This is a genomic window from Paenibacillus sp. EB106-04-04-XG159, from assembly GCF_058791835.1.
The window spans coordinates 13168-29454 of sequence record NZ_JBYTDY010000013.1; the positions used below are offsets into that span (position 1 = coordinate 13168).

A 16287-nucleotide genomic window follows, 5' to 3' on the forward strand; every position below is an offset into this window, starting at 1 on the left:
CGCACCTAACCTTTAATTATTCGAGGGTGCAGGATAGGTTGTGATTGTGCGATGAAAGATAACGTTATAATGACTAGAGAACGGATGAAGTTACGAAGGATGTTTGATTAATACAAAACTCGTTAGTCCATATATTTATTGAGTTTTTTGATGTTTTATAATAAAAAATATACAAACTTACACATCTTAAAATAGCATTCAGTCCATAATTTTATTGAGTTTTTTAGAGTTTTTACATAATGCTATTTAAGGGAGCATGAACAGTGTGGACACTTAGAAACAGTCAAAAAACCCAATGATTATATAGGTTTTTTGACCGAACATGAAAAATCCTTAATATGAGGAGAAACTAGGTTATCGTGAATCACGATTTCCGAATAATTATAAGGACTCAAGTAAAAGAAGCTAAGAAAAAATATAGAGAAAAACTAAAAAGAGAAAAGGGCATAAAATAGGATTTTTTCATTAAACTCCGTATTTTACTGATTTTTATCTTTGTATATTCCTTATTTTATATTTATTTTATATTTCACTATATGATAAAACATAGATTTTTACTGAGTTCTATCGTCTATATGTTAATTTATACATAAAAATCGTAATGGTATATAAGGGAGCATGTATATTTAGAAAATGCCTTTCAGGCTATATATTATATGGACTGAATCAACTTTTCTGAAAAATCCTTAATATGAGGAGAAACTAGGTTATCGTGAATCACACTGTTTGAATATTTATAAAAAGCATGGTGATAAAATGAAATGATTTCGTTAGTCCATATATTTATTGAGTTTTTTGATGTTTTATAATAAAAAATATATGAATATACCCATCACAAAATATCATTCAGGTCATATATTTATTGAGTTTTTTGATGTTATTGCTTAATGCTATTTAAGGGAGCATGAACAGCTAATATACAAAGAAAAGAGACTTTACATGTCTTCCTTATAAATATAACAGCGAATTATAGCTAGGGTGAGATGCCTGGCACATAACTTAATATTTCATCCCATTATGGGAAGGTGTGAAACCTTTATCATCCGCAAATATGGACTTGGCTATTGCTGAGTCCTTTTTGTTTTGCCTAGATACAGTGAGGTAGATGATAAGGTGAGACGCTTATCCATTATAATTTGAGGATGATTAATTGATGAGTTTAGTAAAGAGTGCATTTAATGAGATTGTATACAGCAACGTGAAAGGTCAACTGGTGACAAATAGTCTCATGTTGTCGGAAGAATTTAGCAAGGATCACGATAAAGTTATTCGTGATATTAAGACTCAGATTTCAAAACTGCGAGAAGCTGGTGAGCAAGAATTTATTAACGCCAACTTTGGCGATATTAGTTATTTTGATAATCGTAACAGGAAGCAGAACATGATTGAACTAACAGAAGACGGTTTTGCAATTGTAGCGATGTCTTATATTACACCAAAAGCGATGAAGCTGAAGGTGAAGTTTATTAGTGAATTTAAGCGACTCCGAGAGCAGGTTAAAGAACAAAGTGGTTTGATTGACGAGATTAAACTATACGTCAAAAATGGAAACCAATTATCGTTAGATGAGTTTAATAAGAAAAGGTTTAGTGTTGGTCGCACAATTAAGACATTTGAGTATGCCGACATGAATGATTATGACTCACTAATTGATGATTTTAACTTGTATATAAGCAATCTAGATACTAAGACACGGATCAAACGTTGTGACAGTGCCATTAATGGGATTGAGCGTAGAATAAAGTATTTAGCTAATGAGTCAGTAGGCAATATTGGTCATTGTTATAATCTACAGCAACACATAATTAGTATAAAAAGCATGTCTAACATGATTGAGAATCGACGTAATGGTGGGCAAAAGGCAGCTCTCAAAAAAGAGAATAATAAACTAAATAAAAAGATGAGACAACTAGAGCCAGACTTTGAGGATTACTACATGATTAACTATGCACCAATATCCGAAAACAATTTATATGAAGATGATCTATCAAGTCCAACAGGCAAAAGAAAGACTAAAGTTTATAGACGTTGGCTTGAAAACTTTCCCTATGACGAATTACCTTATGATCCAAGCATTGATTGGAGTAAGCCAATTAGAATATATCTAGGCTTCACCCATAAGGAAAGATGTGACCTACAAAATCTACATAAAGGCATTATCGATACCTTGTTTAAACACTATGGATATGATGATTACATTGTCGAAGAAATGGACGTAAAGTCAAAGCGATTGGGAACCGTTAAGACTCACAGAGATGGAAAAATATACTGGCTCCTTCGTAATTGTTAGGAGAGGTAATATCATGAGCAAACAGATGTATCTTATTAGCAATGGTAAGTTTGAGTTAGTCGAGATGATTAAAGTAGATGGTAAGATTAAGATCATACATATTAACGATAAGTAAAATAATACTAAGCAAGAGAGATAAGTAATTTATGCCCATTAAGAAGGTGTGTGCAAAGCAATCATGTGGTAGATTGGTTGAGTCATCAGATAGATATTGCGATAAGCATTACATACAAGCGACAATGGATAAACGTGACCGTAATCGATGTTATGACAAAAATGTTAGAGATAAGAATGCAAGTTCTTTTTACCACAGTAAGCAATGGCAATCGATTAGGAAGCAGAGATTAGTTATTGATAATTATTTATGTCAGGATTGTTTGGATGAATATATGTTTAAAGCAGCCGATGTAGTGGATCATATCAAACCGATTGAACATTTCTGGGAGCTGAGATTAACGTCGAGCAACCTTAGATCGTTATGCCACATGCATCATAATCGTAAGACAGCTGAGGATAAGAAGAAATATGGAGGTAACAAGACATGAAGAAGGAACGGTTTGAACTTGCGTTTGATGAGCCGCCAGCACTTGTATTTATTCAAAGGAACCACAACACTAAGCCAGAGATATACCAAGATGGTGAAGAAGTAAAAGGAGTACGGTCGATCGTCATTCGAGCGGGGTCACAAGAACTAACGACTCATGAGATTGATTACGTGACAGGGCTAACAAAGGGGTAGGGGGAGGTCAAAAAGTTTTAAATAGCGATACTAGAGACCGCATCCCCTCTGTTTTAAAACAAAAACTCCGAATGTAAGATATTTTTCCGAAATCTAGAAAGGAGGAGGGACGATGCCAGCTAAACAACCAGTATCATTGTTGCTATACAAAAACAAATCTCATTTAACCAAAAATGAGATTGAACAAAGACTAGCTGAAGAAGCAGCAGTTAAACCGAAATCTGACAATGTAAAATGTCCGTCATGGCTTAAGGATAAGATTGCCAAAAAGGAATTTAAGCGGATAGTGACTGAGTTAATGGGATTAGAACTTATCTCAAACCTTGATGTTGACCTATTATCATTATATTGCCAAGCATATGCAAACTATCAAAAAACAGTTGCAGAAATGCAAGATCAATCATTATCAATAACAAAGTATGATAAATATGATCGTCCATACATGGTTGAAAATCCTCTTATTAAAATTCAGCTAAAATATTCGGACGAAATGAAGAAAATTGCTAGTCAGATGGGACTATCTATATCTTCACGCCTAAAATTAATTATTCCGAAACCTAAAAACGACAAGCCAAAGAATAAATTTAACGAGTTTATGAGTAATGGATGACGTTACAAAGTATGCTATAGATGTTATTGAGGGTAGGATTGTTGCAGGTAAATCAGTAAAAAAGGCTTGTCAAAGACATATAAATGACTTGAATCGACAGGGAACCAATGGGTTCTCTTTTTTATTTGATGAAAATAAAGCAAATCGGATTATTAACTTTGCTCAGACATTGAAATTGGTCGAAGGATCTGAAGAGAATCCATTAATCTTAGCTGATTGGCAAAAGTTTATTCTTGGTTCTCTGTTTGGATGGATACATAAGGACACAGGTTATAGACGATTTAGACAAAGTTATACCCAAGTATCAAGGCAGCAAGGTAAATCATTACTCAATGGTATTTTAGGTACATATTGCGCAGGATTTGATGGATACAAGTTTGGTGAGATTAACATAGCTGCAACAAAGTTAAAGCAATCGAAGATTGTTTACAACGAGATGGTTAAGTTCATTGAATCTGATCCTGACTTGGCAATCTATTTTAAGGTTAAAGATTATAAGTCGACCATTGAAGCACGTAATACTAAATGTGTTGTCAATGCATTATCTAAGGATAATAAGCTTGATGGATTTCGTTCTTTTCTTGCCATTCTTGATGAGTATCACCAACACTCAACGAATGATATATATTCAGCTTTACTTTACGGTCAACGTAATTTAAAAGAATGTTTAATGAGTATTATTACTACTGCTGGTGAGGACTTTAATAGTCCTTGTTATGACATGTACGGATATTGTCTTGATATATTGGATAATCCGACAAGTAATGAACAGTTGTTTATCTATATTGCTCAAATGGATAAAGATGATGACATCTGGAATCCTGATAACTGGATCAAGTGTATGCCAATGTTAAACGAAGACATGAAACAAACGATTATTACCGATGCGCATAAAGCAAAAGCAATAGGTGGTAAAGACTTAAGTACTTTTATGACGAAGGTATTTAACATATGGTGTACAAATACGGATGAAAAATTTGTTGATTTTGCAAAGTGGAAAGACAATGGATGTAATATGACACTCGAAGATATGCGAGGAAGAGAGTGTTATGTTGGGCTTGATTTAAGTGGTGGCGGTTCTGGCGATCTAATTAGTATAGCTTTTGAGTTTCCGTTAGATGATGGTAAATTTTTTATTGATTCTGTTAGTTTTATGACGAAAGAACACCTTGATCAAAAAATTGAAATTGATAATGCTCCTTATGGTAAGTGGGTAGATGACAAATTAATCATTTTGACTGATGGATATAGAGCAGATTATAAAGGGATTCTGCGTTATCTCAATGAAGTTCAAGACAATTATGATATTAAATATAAGATGATTTGTTACGATCCACATGGTATCAATATGATTATTGATGATTTGGACGAGTTTGGGTGTGATGTGGTTGAGATTACACAATCAGCAAGGAGCTTAAATGAAGCTACGCTTGATTTTAGATTATCGGTTACAGAAGGCTTAATCTTATATAATAAGCGAAATGAACTGCTTACATGGGCTGTTGGTAATGCCAAACTTGATTACAATAGTTTTGGCGAGTGTAAAATTGCCAAAATTAAAAACAAGAGAACTAAGCGAATAGATCCAGTTGATGCCGTTATCGATGCTCATAAGATGGCAATGTTACAAAAAGAGCGGGTTGATTTAAACGAATTTATTAATGACGAATACCTGGAAAAATTAGGTTGGTGAGTGTAGAATGAAAGATGGTGAAACAGATGGGTAAACTTAATGAAACAATCGAGAAAGTACAGGTAAAAAATAAGATTAAACCTTTTCTTCTATCTCATATAGAAGATTTTTTAATTTTAGGGGCAATTATCCTTATCATCGTGACAACTTTTCTGATTACCGTAGTTGCGTGGAACATTATTGCAGGAATGTATGTAACAGCGGCATTCATGTTATTGTTAGGTGTTTATTTCGCCTTTAATCCAGTAAATAGGAAGGTGGAATAGATGGGATTTGTGGGAAAAATGTTCGAACAGAGAAACATTAATGGCTACTCAAATCAAGAGTTTATGAGATTGCTTGGTATTAATGTTGGGAGTATTGATAGTAACAAATTAGGTGAAGTAACTTATTATACTTGTTTAAAATTGCTTGCTGAAAGTGTAGCAAAACTACCATTAAAACTCTACAAAGATCAAGGTCAAGGTTCCGTAAAGGCTACAAATCATCATCTTTATAGTTTACTTAAAACAAGACCAAATCAATATATGTCCAGCTGGAATTTTTGGGCAACGGTTGAGACCAACAGAAATCACTATGGTAATGCTTATGTATACATAGACACAAACAAAGGAAAGATCAAGGGATTATATATCTTACCTAGTGATAATGTGAAAATTTGGGTTGATGATGCCAAGATTATCAGCAGTGACGATAATGCACTTTGGTATATATACAAAGATAAAAATGGAATAGAGCACAAGTTGAATCATCTACAAGTTATGCACTTCAAAAACAGTGTTAGCTTGGATGGAATCACTGGTCTGTCAGTTCAGGATTGCTTAAAAACAAATATCGAAAACGCACAGTATGGGCAGAGATTCATTAATAATCATTTTAAAAGTGGGTTATCTGCAAAGGGTTTACTACAATATACAGGTGATATTTCTGACGAGTCCAGAAATAAGATGCAACAAAAGTTCGAGTCAATGGCTAGTGGTATTTCTAATGCGGGAAGGGTTGTTCCTGTCCCGTTAGGATTCTCATTTAGTGCAATTGAGACGAACATGGTCAACGAGCAGTTCCTTGAATTGAACAAGTATACCGCACTTCAAATTGCTGGCGCACTTGGCATTAAACCAAATCAGATCAACAATTATGACCGTGGAACATACTCCAACGTGGAACTTGAGCAAACATCCTTTTACGTTGATACAATGCTTGCGATTCTCACCATGTACGAACAAGAGCTAACATATAAGTTATTAACTAAATCCGAAAGAGATCAGGGGTACTCTTTTAAATTTAATGTTGATGCGATCTTGAGGGCTGATTTTAAGACTAGGATGGATGCTTATGGTACTGCAATTAACAATGGGATCATGACTCCGAATGAAGTTAGACGTAAGGAAGATATGCCTGACGACGAGAACGGTAATGAGCTTATTGTTAATGGTAATTATGTCAAAATGAAAGATGTTGGTGTTCAATATGATTCGAAAGTTTAAGAGTCCAACTGTTTTTATTAACAGATGGGATTTTTTGTTGTGCCTTAAAGGGGGTGATGGCAACAATGACAACCAAAGAAATACGTTACTTGGCTAAAGATATTGAGATTCGCGCACAAGAAGATGGCACAAAGACAGTTTCTGGCTATGTCGTGAAATTTAATATGCGTAGCGCACTTATCTATGGGGAATTTTATGAAAAAGTAGCACAAGGTGCTTTCACGAAAGCCCTACAAGAGAACACGATTAAAGCATTATGGAATCATCGTACTGATTTTGTTCTCGGATCTACGAAGAATCAAACATTGCGCTTGGAAGAAAATGATATTGGATTACGATTTGAATTGGATCTACCTAACAACAGTTGGGGTAATGATGCTTTTGAATCTATTAATCGTGGTGATGTTGACGGTGTAAGCTTTGGATTTACCGTAAGAAGTGATACTTGGCAATATATACATGCAGAAGATGTTTATGAACGTACACTACTGGATGTTGATCTATATGAGATTTCACCGACACCTTTCCCTGCGTATCCAGATAGCGAAATTGGAAAGAGAAGCTTTGAAGGAATCCCTGACACTAAAGAGCAACGAATGTCGAAGAAAGCATCTGAATTACAAAAACGAAAATTGTTAATCGAGTTGGAACTTTAATTTATGAAGTTCTTTTTTTATGCCCAAATCTAAATTTTATATCCGAAAGGTGATAAGTAAATGAAAAAAATCGATGAATTGATGCAAGAACTTAGCTCTATCAAAGAGACAGTTCGTTCACTCCTAAATGAAGACAAAGTAAATGAAGCAGAAGCAAAAATGGCGGAAGTGCGTTCGCTAGAGAAGAAGATCGATCTACAAAAACAAATTGACGAAGACGAAGTGAGAGAGGTTGAAGCTAAAATGGAAAAAGCAAATACAGAGGTTCGTAAGGAAAGTAAGACTGAAATGCAATATCGTGCAATCGCAAAGGTTCTTGGACGCAAAGAATTAACACCTGAAGAGCGTGCATCTATCAATGTTACAAATAGCGGTGCAGTAATGCCAGAAGGTTTCGTTGCCGTAATTGAAACTTTGACTAAAGGTTTCCCTGCTCTGAAAGCATATACACATGTTATTCCGGTAACAACTAACACTGGTAAAATGCCTATTTCTAATGGTTCTGCAACTCGTAAGCTTGCAAAACTTGCAACAGATACTGAGATGGTCAAAGAAATGGTTACTACTTCTCCTGTTGAGTATGCTGTTGAAGATTACGGTAAATTGTATCCAATTGAGAACGCCGTTCTTGAAGATGCAGGTGTTGAACTGTTTAATGGCTTGATCGCTCCTGACGTTGCTGAATGCTCCGTTAACTCTGAGAATGAAGCAATTATCAAAATTGTTAAAGATAATGCTGTTGCTGGTGCTACTGGTACGGATCATAAGGCAATCACTAAGACTCTTAACACAAAGATTGTTCCTTCCTTGAAGGGTCGTACTATCATCCTAACTAACCAAGATGGATATGACTATTTGGATGGTCTAACAGACACTCAAGGTCGTCCATTGTTGTCCGATAGTCTTGCAGTTGAGGGTGGTAAGACCTTCAAAGGTCGTGAAGTTGTCGTAATGGATAACGCTGATCTTGAGCCTACAACAGCAGGTAAGAAGCCATTTTATGTCGTTAACCTGTATGCATTGGTTAAATTTTTTGACCGTAAACAATATGAGATTGCTACTTCCACAGAGGCTGGTTTCACTTACAATCAAACTCTAGTTCGTGTAGTAGAACGCTTTGACACTGTTAAAGGCGATAATCGCGCGAATTTCTTTATTGAATTGTAATCAACTTAACAGTAAAGGTTGTGATTCCTCATGTTGTTAGATGAGTTGAAACAATACCTGCGAATTGATTATGAGGATGAGGATTTATTCCTCTCCTCTTTAATTGATATTGCTAAAGATTACTTAAAAAAGGGAACAGGTAAGGTATTTGACAATAATAACCCAAAACATAAATTAGCAGTATTCCTGTATTGCTCTCATCAGTATGAAAATAGAAATCCTGTTGTCACAGGCACTATAACTAAAACGCTTGAATATAGCCTACAATCACTCCTATTTCAGATCGAATGGGAGATTGATGAATAATGGGAGCAGGAAAGTTAAAACGCAAAGTCGAGCTGTGGGGAAAAGTACAGTATAAGAATAAACTGAACGAATGGGATTATAAACCTGATAAGATTAAGAATATTTTCGCTGAAATCATCCCACAAACAGGTAACATGCAACGACAACAAGGGATTGAAACAATCATATCTAAGACCACTCATAAGTTTATTATTCGTTATCGAAGCGGTATTAATATCACACAAGATGGTAAAGACATATCACATGGAATGTGGTTTAAATTCCGTGAAAAGCGTTTCGATATCCTATATATGATTGATCCTTATTTTAATCAAGAAAAATGGGAGATATTCTGCGAGGAAGTGATTGAATGAGTGATGGATTAGATTCACGTGAACTGGACACATTTATCAAGCAAATGTTGACAGTTGCTGAACGAACCATGGCTAAGGAAAGTAAAAAGTTTATGATGCAAGAGGGTAATAAACTGAGGTCTACAACAAAGAAAAAAGCTAGGCAAAAGGTGAAAAAGCGCTCAGGAAACTACGAAAAAGGGATAAAACGTGGCAAGGTATATAAATATCAAGGTGAAGACTTGAGTATTCGAGTTTATCATGGATCTCCTCATGCTCATTTAATCGAACATGGACATAGAATCGTTGGTAGAGATGGTAGTGAACATGGGTTTAAAAAGGGCTTGCATGTTTATGAGGAAGCTGGACGTGAATTCGAAAATCAGTTCGTAAAAGATTGTGAGCAATTTATTGATGACTTGCTAGATAAGGGGTTAAATTGACGTGTTAACTCTTAGCGATATTGCAATAGCAATCAACGACAAATTAACTGAGGTATTACCTCATATTAAGATCCAAACTAAAGATATATCTGAAGGTTTCGAGCGTCCTTGTCTATATGTTGATTTTGAGAATGTATCTAATGCAGCTTTCGGTGCAAGCGGACGAGAAAGACAGATACATGTGATTATCTATTTTTTTTCAAGCGATAGGTATCAAAACAAAATTGAAATACTTGAAACCCAAGAAATACTAGAACAAGCCTTTACTGGTCATCTCGTGATCAAGGAAGGTTTTTTTGTTTATCCATTTGAGGTAAATAGTACAAAAGTAGATGGCATTTTACAATTTTCATTCGACGTTCATTGCATCGAAATTGATGATAGCGAAATTGATAGTGAAATTGGCGAGGATATGGAAGAACTAACAATAAATATTGTAAAGGGGAATTAGATAAATGGGTATTGGATTACCAAAAATCGAGATTAATTTTAAACAGTTAGCGGCTAGTATTGTATCACGTTCTACACGTGGTATCGTTGCTCTAATTGTTAAAGATGACACTGATACGACATTCAAAGTTAAAGAATATAAGAGTTCTTTAGATGTTGAAGAAACAAAATTTACATCGGCTAATGTAAAGCATATTAAGGATTTATTTTTAGGAGTACCAAGTAAAGTCTTTGTTGTACGTGTAGATGAAGATAGTCAAAATGCAGTAAGTGAAGCTATAACTGCTATTGGTTCACGTAAATACAATTGGATTGGACTAGCTGAAGGTACTACAACAGAACAGCAAGCTTTAGTTACATATGTCAAAGAGCAAGAGAACAAAGGTAAGAGTATCAAAGCAGTTGTCTACAAAGCAACTATTGCTGATTGTATGCATGTGGTTAACTTTGCTACAGAATCGATTACTTTTAAGGATAATACAACTGTCACTGGTGAAAAGTATGTTTCTCGTTTGATGGGTATCCTTGCAGGTCTTCCGATGACGCAATCTGCCACTTATCTGACATTACCAGAAGTGCTTTATGTGTCAGAAGTAGAAGATATTGAAGTTGAAATTGATGCTGGAAAACTTGTATTGATCAATGATGAGGAAACGGTTCGTATTGGACGAGCTGTCAACTCTCTAGTAACACTTGGTCAAGATAAAACTCAAGACATGCAGAAAATCATCATTGTTGAGTCGATGGATATTATTCGTGAAGATATTTACAGCACATTCAAAAATGAATATCTCAGCAAATACAAGAACAAATATGACAATCAGGTATTGCTTATTAGTGCTGTTAACTCCTATTTTGATGCTTTAGCAAGTGAAGATATCCTCGATATTAATTTTAACAATAAAAGCTTTGTAGATGTGGAAGCGCAACGTGCTGCATGGCTAGCAATTGGGAAGACAGAAGCGGCTGAATGGGATGAATACAAAGTTAGAAATCAAACATTTAGAAGTAACGTTTTCTTGGCTGGAAACATTAAGATCCTTGATGCTATTGAAGACTTTAAATTTAATATCACGATGGAATAGGGGAGTGGATAAATAATGAACAAAGGGAATCAAGTACTTTCAGGTACAGATGGTATGGCTTGGCTAAACGGTGAGGAACTACTTGAATTGAATGGAATTGAAGCCAAGATAACTGGTGAGTTTGAGGACGTTAATTTTTGTGGCGATTACGCAACATATAAAAGGTATATTGGCTGGACTGGCGAGGGGACTTTGAAGTTTAAAAAAGTCAAAAGTCGAGGTGCTAGACTTATGGCAGATGCTTTTAAAACAGGCGTTATGCCAGATATCAAAATTATTAGCAAACTGACTAATAAGCAAACTGGGAAGTCTGAACGAGCAGCTTTAATGGGTGTCGTCTTCAGCGAATTTACTATTGCATCATTCGAAAACAGAGCACTTGTCGAGGAAGAATTACCATTTACTTTTAGTGGCTATGATCCTATTGAATTAATCTAAATCTAAAATATTCGGAAATTTGATAAATGTCGGAGGTGCAATCATGGCAAACGAAAGAAAAAAACTTAGTTTGGCTGATTTAATTACGAAGAAGATTGAAAAAGACAAAAAGCGGGCTAATGTAAAACAGTTTTATGTCAAATCGCTAGAAGGAGAGATTACACTACAATTACCTCCTGAAGAAGTTATTTTTGAGGCGATGGATAAAATCAAAGACGAGACCTTTGTAAGTATTATGTCGGCATATGTTCTACTAATTTACAATTCCATCGAACTATTTAGAAATCCTGAACTTCATAATGAGCTTGGCATCGTTGATCCTTATGATGTAGTTAGTCAATTATTAGATCTTGAAGAACGTCTTGCCATTGGTGAAAAAATTATGGAAATGTCAGGCTTAAATAAGATTGATACAGTCGCAAAAAACTAATAGAGCATGATCCCGAATTGCAATTAATTGAATTTTGGATGCTTCGTGGTCATGCACCAGAGTTAATCATCAACGCAACATATTTGGAAAAAATGTTCTATTCTTTGTTTATGCAAAGATCTCTAGAAGAAGAAGCAAGGAAATATGAAGCGATGTTTAGTGGCAGGGCGAAATAAAGCCCTGTCTTTTTGTTTTATTAAGGATGTGATGTGGTGTCAAAAACAATTAATACAATCCTTCAATTGAAGGACAGGTTAAGCGCTCCAATTAAAAAAGCAAGCGAAAATGTAAAAAGTATGACAAGAGAAACGAAACGTGCAACTAATGTGATTACCAATTTCGCAAACAAAGCTAATGAAGGTTTTTTAAGAGTTGCTAAATTTACAGCAAAATCTCTAGCAACTATATCTGGTGCAGTTACAGCATTAGCAACAGGCGTAGGATTTAAAGAAGCTATGGATTTAGAAGGTTATAGGCTCCAACTCGAAACTGCTACTAAAGACACCAAAAAAGCTGCTGAAATCATGAAATACTCAATCGAATTGGCTAATAAAACACCATTTGAGGGTGGTGAATTGGTTGAAGGAGCAGCAAAACTTGAATCAATGGGTTTATCAGCTAAAAAATGGTTACCACTAATTGGAGACATGGCTGCTGCAACAAATAAACCATTTGATCAAGCAATTGAGGCGTTTATTGACGCTCAGACAGGTGAGTTAGAACGTCTCAAGGAGTTTGGTATTACAAAAGCCAAGATTGCTGAAAAAGCAAATCAAATGTTTGCAGGTCAGGAAATTGTGAACCAACAAGGGCAAATTGTAAACTTTTCAAAGTTTAACGATGCCATGGTTGCCATTATGCAAGATCGTTTTACAGGCGGCATGGAAAAGCAATCCACTACCTTAAAAGGTATATGGTCAACTGTCACAGGTGTTACAAAATCCGCAATGTCAAAAATTGTAGGTATCTCAGAGGACGGTAGTATTCGTCAGGGCAGTATTTATGAGACGCTAAAAAATAAAATTGCATCTGTTGGAGATACACTCACGAAATGGCAGAACGATGGGACACTAGATAAAATCGCTGATAAAGTAACCAATATTGTTACAACTGCGATTAACGGACTTGGAAATGCTGTTAAGTGGTTGAAAGATAATATGGATTGGTTACTCCCTGTAGCTACTGGACTATTGAGTACGTTCATTGCCTATAACATCATCTCAAAAGTGGCAGGGTTTATTAAAGTATTGACCACAGTAATAAAGGGTGTGACTGCAGCACAAGGGGCATGGAACCTTGTCATGAAAATGAATCCAATTGGTTTAATTGCTACGGCTATAGGTTTATTGATAACAGCAGGGATCATGCTGTGGAAGAATTGGGACAAAATTAAGGTCAAAGCAACCGAGTTATGGAATTGGATTAAACAAACTTGGCAGAACTTAAAGCAAAGCACAGTAGAAATATGGACGAGCATATCCGAATGGCTTAACTCTTTCCCTTTTGGTCAAACGATGTTAGAAACTATTAAAAACACGATAGAAAATGTGAAGACAATATTCAATGGTATCGTGGACTTTGTTAAGAACATATTCGCTGGTAATTGGTCAGCGGCGTGGGATGGAATAGTCCAAGCCTTTAAAGGGACGTTCAGCCTAATTGCTGATTTCGCAAAAGCGCCGATCAACTTCATAATTGACATGATAAATGGATTGATTGAGAAGGTAAACAGTCTCAGTATTACCATGCCTGAGTGGGCTGGTGGCGATACATTTGGTGTTAACATTCCAAAGATACCTAATTTTAAGACGGGGACAAGCTATTTTGGCGGTGGCTTAGCACGAACAGATGAGCATGGCGGGGAAATAAAAGAATATCCAAATGGTACAAAGATAATTCCACACGACTTGTCCAAGCGAATGTTAGACGGTCAAGGTGGTATTAATGTTAATGTTACCATTCAGGGTAATGTAATAGGGAACGAACAGTTTGCTAATCAAGTGGGTGACCAAATTGTACGTAAGCTTACATTAGCTATGGGTAACCAATAATAGGAGGGATATCATGGACATTGTATTTAGTGCTAACAACATGCAGGAGACTTTGACATTACCTATCATCCCTCCTGATTTTAATTTCAACATTCCAAGGAAGAATGAAGAGTTCGAGACGATAGGTCAAGGGACATTAAACCTTATTGGCTTAAGAGGGTTGAAGACATTAAGTATTTCGTCTTTCTTTCCGCTTAAGTCCTATCACTTCGCAAAACATAAGAAGGATGGATGGGGATGTGTTCGCTTTTTCAACAAATGGGCGAATAAGCGGCTGCCTATCCGCATCATTGTGACAGATAACAAGTCAAATGAGATTTTGAATATGGCTTGTACCGTAGAAAGCTTTACTTATGGCTTAGATCGTGCGGGGGATATCGCTTATACACTCGATCTAAAAGAATTTGTATTTGTGAAGGTGACGTGATGCATGAGCTTATTCTAGTGCAAGGGAAGACAAAGAAGAACATCACACAAATAGTGGGTAATTTGACTTGGTCAAGCAATAAGGACGCACTTGGCGTTGAGCTAAGTTTCGACTATGCCTATAACGATTCGTTGCACTTCGAAAAGTATGACTTGATTGAGATGGGTGATCATGTCGTACTAATGAATGACGGTAAGGTAATTAGTCGCTTCGTCGTCGTTGCCGAGAGTATAGGTGGTCGTTTTGGTAAGTCTTATACATGTTTTGATTACTCATGGTATCTCAATAAGAATGAGACCGTGATCCAATTCAAAAAGGCTTCTGCAAGCCAAGCAATTGCCAAACTGCTGGATCGTTTTGGAGTTAAACATAAGATTACACCAATCAAGACATTGATTACAAAGATTTATAAAGACATGACGGTTAGCGATATTATCAATGACATTCTAGAGCAAGCGACACAAGAAACAAAAATCAAGTATCGTCTTGAGATGAACAATGATGTATTGACCATATCAAAAATGAGTGATCTTGTTATAAGCCCAAAGGTTAGACTTAGCAGCAATACACCGTTAATACCTATCACATCGGTGTTGGGTAGTCCTTCACGTTCTCGAAGCATTGAGGACATGAAAAATAATGTTATCGTCGTCAACGGTAAAGATGACTCAAGCAAGATACTCGCACCCTTAAACGATCCAAAAAGCATTTCTAAGTATGGACAACTTACCGAAGTAATAACAGCAGATGAGAAGAATGAGTCACAGGCTCGCAACATTGCCAAGAACACGCTTGCTGAAATGAATCGAATAAAGGAAACTGTATCCGTCGAATTGTTGGGTCATGATGATGTGAGGGCTGGTAGAATCTTAGCAATCAAAGAGCCTGTGACTGGTCTTTCAGGTAACTATCTGATCGTATCCGCAAGCCACACGCTAAACAATGGCATTCATAAGGTTTCTGTCGAATTGGAGGCAGTATAGTGGAGTCATGGGATGTTCAGTTAGCAGGGATGTTCAAGGAGCGTAATAACCAGAAACAAATCGGCGCAACAAAAGCCGTTATTATCGATCCATTACCTAACCTTCGAATTGGGTTGGGTGATGAAATTATCTTAGACATGGATCAATTGATCGTTGCTAATCGGGTATATCAGCTTTCTTTAAAACAAGGGGATGAGGTTGTGCTAGTGCCGACCGCCAACGAACAACAATTTTATGTTATAGACAAGGTGGGCGTGTAATGTTCCCTACATTTAAACTAAACGACGAGGACACAGTAACTATCGAACCAAAGATGGGGAAGGTGTTCCTTTTTGATTTTAACGAAAAAAGGCATGTTCTTCGAGACGGTAAGCCTGTTCAGGCTACCTATGAGGAAGCTATAAAACAATGGCTCACAATGCTTTTAATTACCGAGCCTGATAAGTACAGAGTATACAAAGATACTTCATTTGGGATTGCTCTCGCTCACTTCATCAGTCGCCGTGATCTACCAGTTGGTGTGATTCTAAGTGAAACCAAGCGACAAATTGAAGAAAAAGCCTTGCTGCATCCAGAAATTATAGAAGTCGATGAATTTGATATCCAACGTAGTAACGGTATTGCTGAGATAAGCTTCAATGTTACTACTAAAAAAGGAGCGACAATCCATTTTGAAAGCGAGGTAAAATACAGTGGATGA

21 protein-coding genes are annotated in these 16287 nt (G+C 36.2%); all 21 read left to right on the forward strand.

What is annotated here, in order from left to right; genetic code table 11:
- Window positions 1–1153: 1153 nt before the first annotated feature.
- Window positions 1154–2290: a Rha family transcriptional regulator gene (locus tag AC3WTP_RS16150; RefSeq protein WP_492395663.1), complete on the forward strand. Its 1137-nt coding sequence runs from the start codon at window positions 1154–1156 to the stop codon at window positions 2288–2290.
- Window positions 2291–2436: 146 nt separating this feature from the next.
- Complete coding sequence (locus AC3WTP_RS16155) at window positions 2437–2835, forward strand: HNH endonuclease (protein WP_492395664.1); 399 nt, start codon at window positions 2437–2439, stop codon at window positions 2833–2835.
- Window positions 2832–3029 carry a hypothetical protein gene (locus AC3WTP_RS16160; RefSeq protein WP_492395665.1) on the forward strand — a complete coding sequence of 66 codons (198 nt, stop codon included), beginning with the start codon at window positions 2832–2834 and terminating at the stop codon, window positions 3027–3029. The genes AC3WTP_RS16155 and AC3WTP_RS16160 overlap by 4 nt, the downstream gene beginning before the upstream one ends.
- Window positions 3030–3141: 112 nt before the next feature.
- A complete protein-coding gene (locus tag AC3WTP_RS16165) occupies window positions 3142–3639 on the forward strand; it encodes a phage terminase small subunit P27 family (protein ID WP_492395666.1) in 498 nt (165 codons plus the stop codon).
- The gene (locus tag AC3WTP_RS16170) at window positions 3632–5332 is read left to right on the forward strand and encodes a terminase large subunit (protein ID WP_492395667.1); all 1701 of its coding nucleotides are present in this window, start codon (window positions 3632–3634) and stop codon (window positions 5330–5332) included. Before AC3WTP_RS16165 ends, AC3WTP_RS16170 begins: the two co-directional genes overlap by 8 nt.
- Before the next feature lie 26 nt (window positions 5333–5358).
- On the forward strand, window positions 5359–5598 hold the full coding sequence (locus AC3WTP_RS16175) for a hypothetical protein (RefSeq protein WP_492395668.1): 240 nt from the start codon (window positions 5359–5361) through the stop codon (window positions 5596–5598).
- The gene (locus AC3WTP_RS16180; protein ID WP_492395669.1) at window positions 5599–6819 is read left to right on the forward strand and encodes a phage portal protein; all 1221 of its coding nucleotides are present in this window, start codon (window positions 5599–5601) and stop codon (window positions 6817–6819) included. It abuts the gene before it with no gap.
- A gap of 65 nt (window positions 6820–6884) precedes the next feature.
- Window positions 6885–7475, forward strand: a complete 591-nt coding sequence (locus AC3WTP_RS16185; RefSeq protein ID WP_492395670.1) for an HK97 family phage prohead protease — start codon at window positions 6885–6887, stop codon at window positions 7473–7475.
- Between the two features lie 60 nt (window positions 7476–7535).
- Window positions 7536–8642, forward strand: coding sequence for a phage major capsid protein (locus AC3WTP_RS16190; protein ID WP_492395671.1), 1107 nt, complete (start codon window positions 7536–7538; stop codon window positions 8640–8642).
- A 30-nt stretch (window positions 8643–8672) separates the two neighbouring features.
- The gene (locus AC3WTP_RS16195) at window positions 8673–8948 is read left to right on the forward strand and encodes a head-tail connector protein (RefSeq protein WP_492395672.1); all 276 of its coding nucleotides are present in this window, start codon (window positions 8673–8675) and stop codon (window positions 8946–8948) included.
- Window positions 8948–9301, forward strand: a complete 354-nt coding sequence (locus AC3WTP_RS16200; protein WP_492395673.1) for a phage head closure protein — start codon at window positions 8948–8950, stop codon at window positions 9299–9301. The genes AC3WTP_RS16195 and AC3WTP_RS16200 overlap by 1 nt, the downstream gene beginning before the upstream one ends.
- Entirely contained in the window at window positions 9298–9723 is a 426-nt protein-coding gene (locus AC3WTP_RS16205) for an HK97 gp10 family phage protein (protein WP_492395674.1), read from the forward strand. The genes AC3WTP_RS16200 and AC3WTP_RS16205 overlap by 4 nt, the downstream gene beginning before the upstream one ends.
- 1 nt (window position 9724) lies before the next feature.
- Entirely contained in the window at window positions 9725–10174 is a 450-nt protein-coding gene (locus AC3WTP_RS16210; RefSeq protein WP_492395675.1) for a phage tail terminator family protein, read from the forward strand.
- 4 nt (window positions 10175–10178) lie between these two features.
- Window positions 10179–11258 carry a phage tail sheath C-terminal domain-containing protein gene (locus tag AC3WTP_RS16215; protein WP_492395676.1) on the forward strand — a complete coding sequence of 360 codons (1080 nt, stop codon included), beginning with the start codon at window positions 10179–10181 and terminating at the stop codon, window positions 11256–11258.
- A gap of 15 nt (window positions 11259–11273) precedes the next feature.
- Window positions 11274–11696, forward strand: coding sequence for a phage tail tube protein (locus AC3WTP_RS16220; protein WP_492395677.1), 423 nt, complete (start codon window positions 11274–11276; stop codon window positions 11694–11696).
- A 43-nt stretch (window positions 11697–11739) separates the two neighbouring features.
- The gene (locus AC3WTP_RS16225; RefSeq protein WP_492395678.1) at window positions 11740–12126 is read left to right on the forward strand and encodes a hypothetical protein; all 387 of its coding nucleotides are present in this window, start codon (window positions 11740–11742) and stop codon (window positions 12124–12126) included.
- Between the two features lie 212 nt (window positions 12127–12338).
- Window positions 12339–14177 (forward strand): tape measure protein, encoded by a 1839-nt coding sequence (locus tag AC3WTP_RS16230; protein WP_492395679.1) that lies wholly within the window; start codon window positions 12339–12341, stop codon window positions 14175–14177.
- Between the two features lie 13 nt (window positions 14178–14190).
- Window positions 14191–14604, forward strand: coding sequence for a hypothetical protein (locus AC3WTP_RS16235; protein ID WP_492395680.1), 414 nt, complete (start codon window positions 14191–14193; stop codon window positions 14602–14604).
- Window positions 14604–15587, forward strand: a complete 984-nt coding sequence (locus AC3WTP_RS16240; protein ID WP_492395681.1) for an XkdQ/YqbQ family protein — start codon at window positions 14604–14606, stop codon at window positions 15585–15587. The genes AC3WTP_RS16235 and AC3WTP_RS16240 overlap by 1 nt, the downstream gene beginning before the upstream one ends.
- Window positions 15587–15847 (forward strand): DUF2577 family protein, encoded by a 261-nt coding sequence (locus AC3WTP_RS16245; RefSeq protein WP_492395682.1) that lies wholly within the window; start codon window positions 15587–15589, stop codon window positions 15845–15847. Before AC3WTP_RS16240 ends, AC3WTP_RS16245 begins: the two co-directional genes overlap by 1 nt.
- Window positions 15847–16287 carry a DUF2634 domain-containing protein gene (locus tag AC3WTP_RS16250; RefSeq protein WP_492395683.1) on the forward strand — a complete coding sequence of 147 codons (441 nt, stop codon included), beginning with the start codon at window positions 15847–15849 and terminating at the stop codon, window positions 16285–16287. The genes AC3WTP_RS16245 and AC3WTP_RS16250 overlap by 1 nt, the downstream gene beginning before the upstream one ends.

Bases quoted from the DNA above. Each gene is read 5' to 3' on its own strand.
- AC3WTP_RS16160 (WP_492395665.1), top strand. From the start codon at position 2,832: ATGAAGAAGGAACGGTTTGAACTTGCGTTTGATGAGCCGCCAGCACTT.
- AC3WTP_RS16150 (WP_492395663.1), top strand. From the start codon at position 1,154: ATGAGTTTAGTAAAGAGTGCATTTAATGAGATTGTATACAGCAACGTG.
- AC3WTP_RS16225 (WP_492395678.1), top strand. From the start codon at position 11,740: ATGGCAAACGAAAGAAAAAAACTTAGTTTGGCTGATTTAATTACGAAG.
- AC3WTP_RS16220 (WP_492395677.1), top strand. From the start codon at position 11,274: ATGAACAAAGGGAATCAAGTACTTTCAGGTACAGATGGTATGGCTTGG.
- AC3WTP_RS16235 (WP_492395680.1), top strand. From the start codon at position 14,191: ATGGACATTGTATTTAGTGCTAACAACATGCAGGAGACTTTGACATTA.
- AC3WTP_RS16185 (WP_492395670.1), top strand. From the start codon at position 6,885: ATGACAACCAAAGAAATACGTTACTTGGCTAAAGATATTGAGATTCGC.
- AC3WTP_RS16215 (WP_492395676.1), top strand. From the start codon at position 10,179: ATGGGTATTGGATTACCAAAAATCGAGATTAATTTTAAACAGTTAGCG.
- AC3WTP_RS16240 (WP_492395681.1), top strand. From the start codon at position 14,604: ATGCATGAGCTTATTCTAGTGCAAGGGAAGACAAAGAAGAACATCACA.
- AC3WTP_RS16250 (WP_492395683.1), top strand. From the start codon at position 15,847: ATGTTCCCTACATTTAAACTAAACGACGAGGACACAGTAACTATCGAA.
- AC3WTP_RS16170 (WP_492395667.1), top strand. From the start codon at position 3,632: ATGGATGACGTTACAAAGTATGCTATAGATGTTATTGAGGGTAGGATT.
- AC3WTP_RS16180 (WP_492395669.1), top strand. From the start codon at position 5,599: ATGGGATTTGTGGGAAAAATGTTCGAACAGAGAAACATTAATGGCTAC.
- AC3WTP_RS16205 (WP_492395674.1), top strand. From the start codon at position 9,298: ATGAGTGATGGATTAGATTCACGTGAACTGGACACATTTATCAAGCAA.
- AC3WTP_RS16155 (WP_492395664.1), top strand. From the start codon at position 2,437: ATGCCCATTAAGAAGGTGTGTGCAAAGCAATCATGTGGTAGATTGGTT.
- AC3WTP_RS16175 (WP_492395668.1), top strand. From the start codon at position 5,359: ATGGGTAAACTTAATGAAACAATCGAGAAAGTACAGGTAAAAAATAAG.
- AC3WTP_RS16190 (WP_492395671.1), top strand. From the start codon at position 7,536: ATGAAAAAAATCGATGAATTGATGCAAGAACTTAGCTCTATCAAAGAG.
- AC3WTP_RS16195 (WP_492395672.1), top strand. From the start codon at position 8,673: ATGTTGTTAGATGAGTTGAAACAATACCTGCGAATTGATTATGAGGAT.
- AC3WTP_RS16165 (WP_492395666.1), top strand. From the start codon at position 3,142: ATGCCAGCTAAACAACCAGTATCATTGTTGCTATACAAAAACAAATCT.
- AC3WTP_RS16200 (WP_492395673.1), top strand. From the start codon at position 8,948: ATGGGAGCAGGAAAGTTAAAACGCAAAGTCGAGCTGTGGGGAAAAGTA.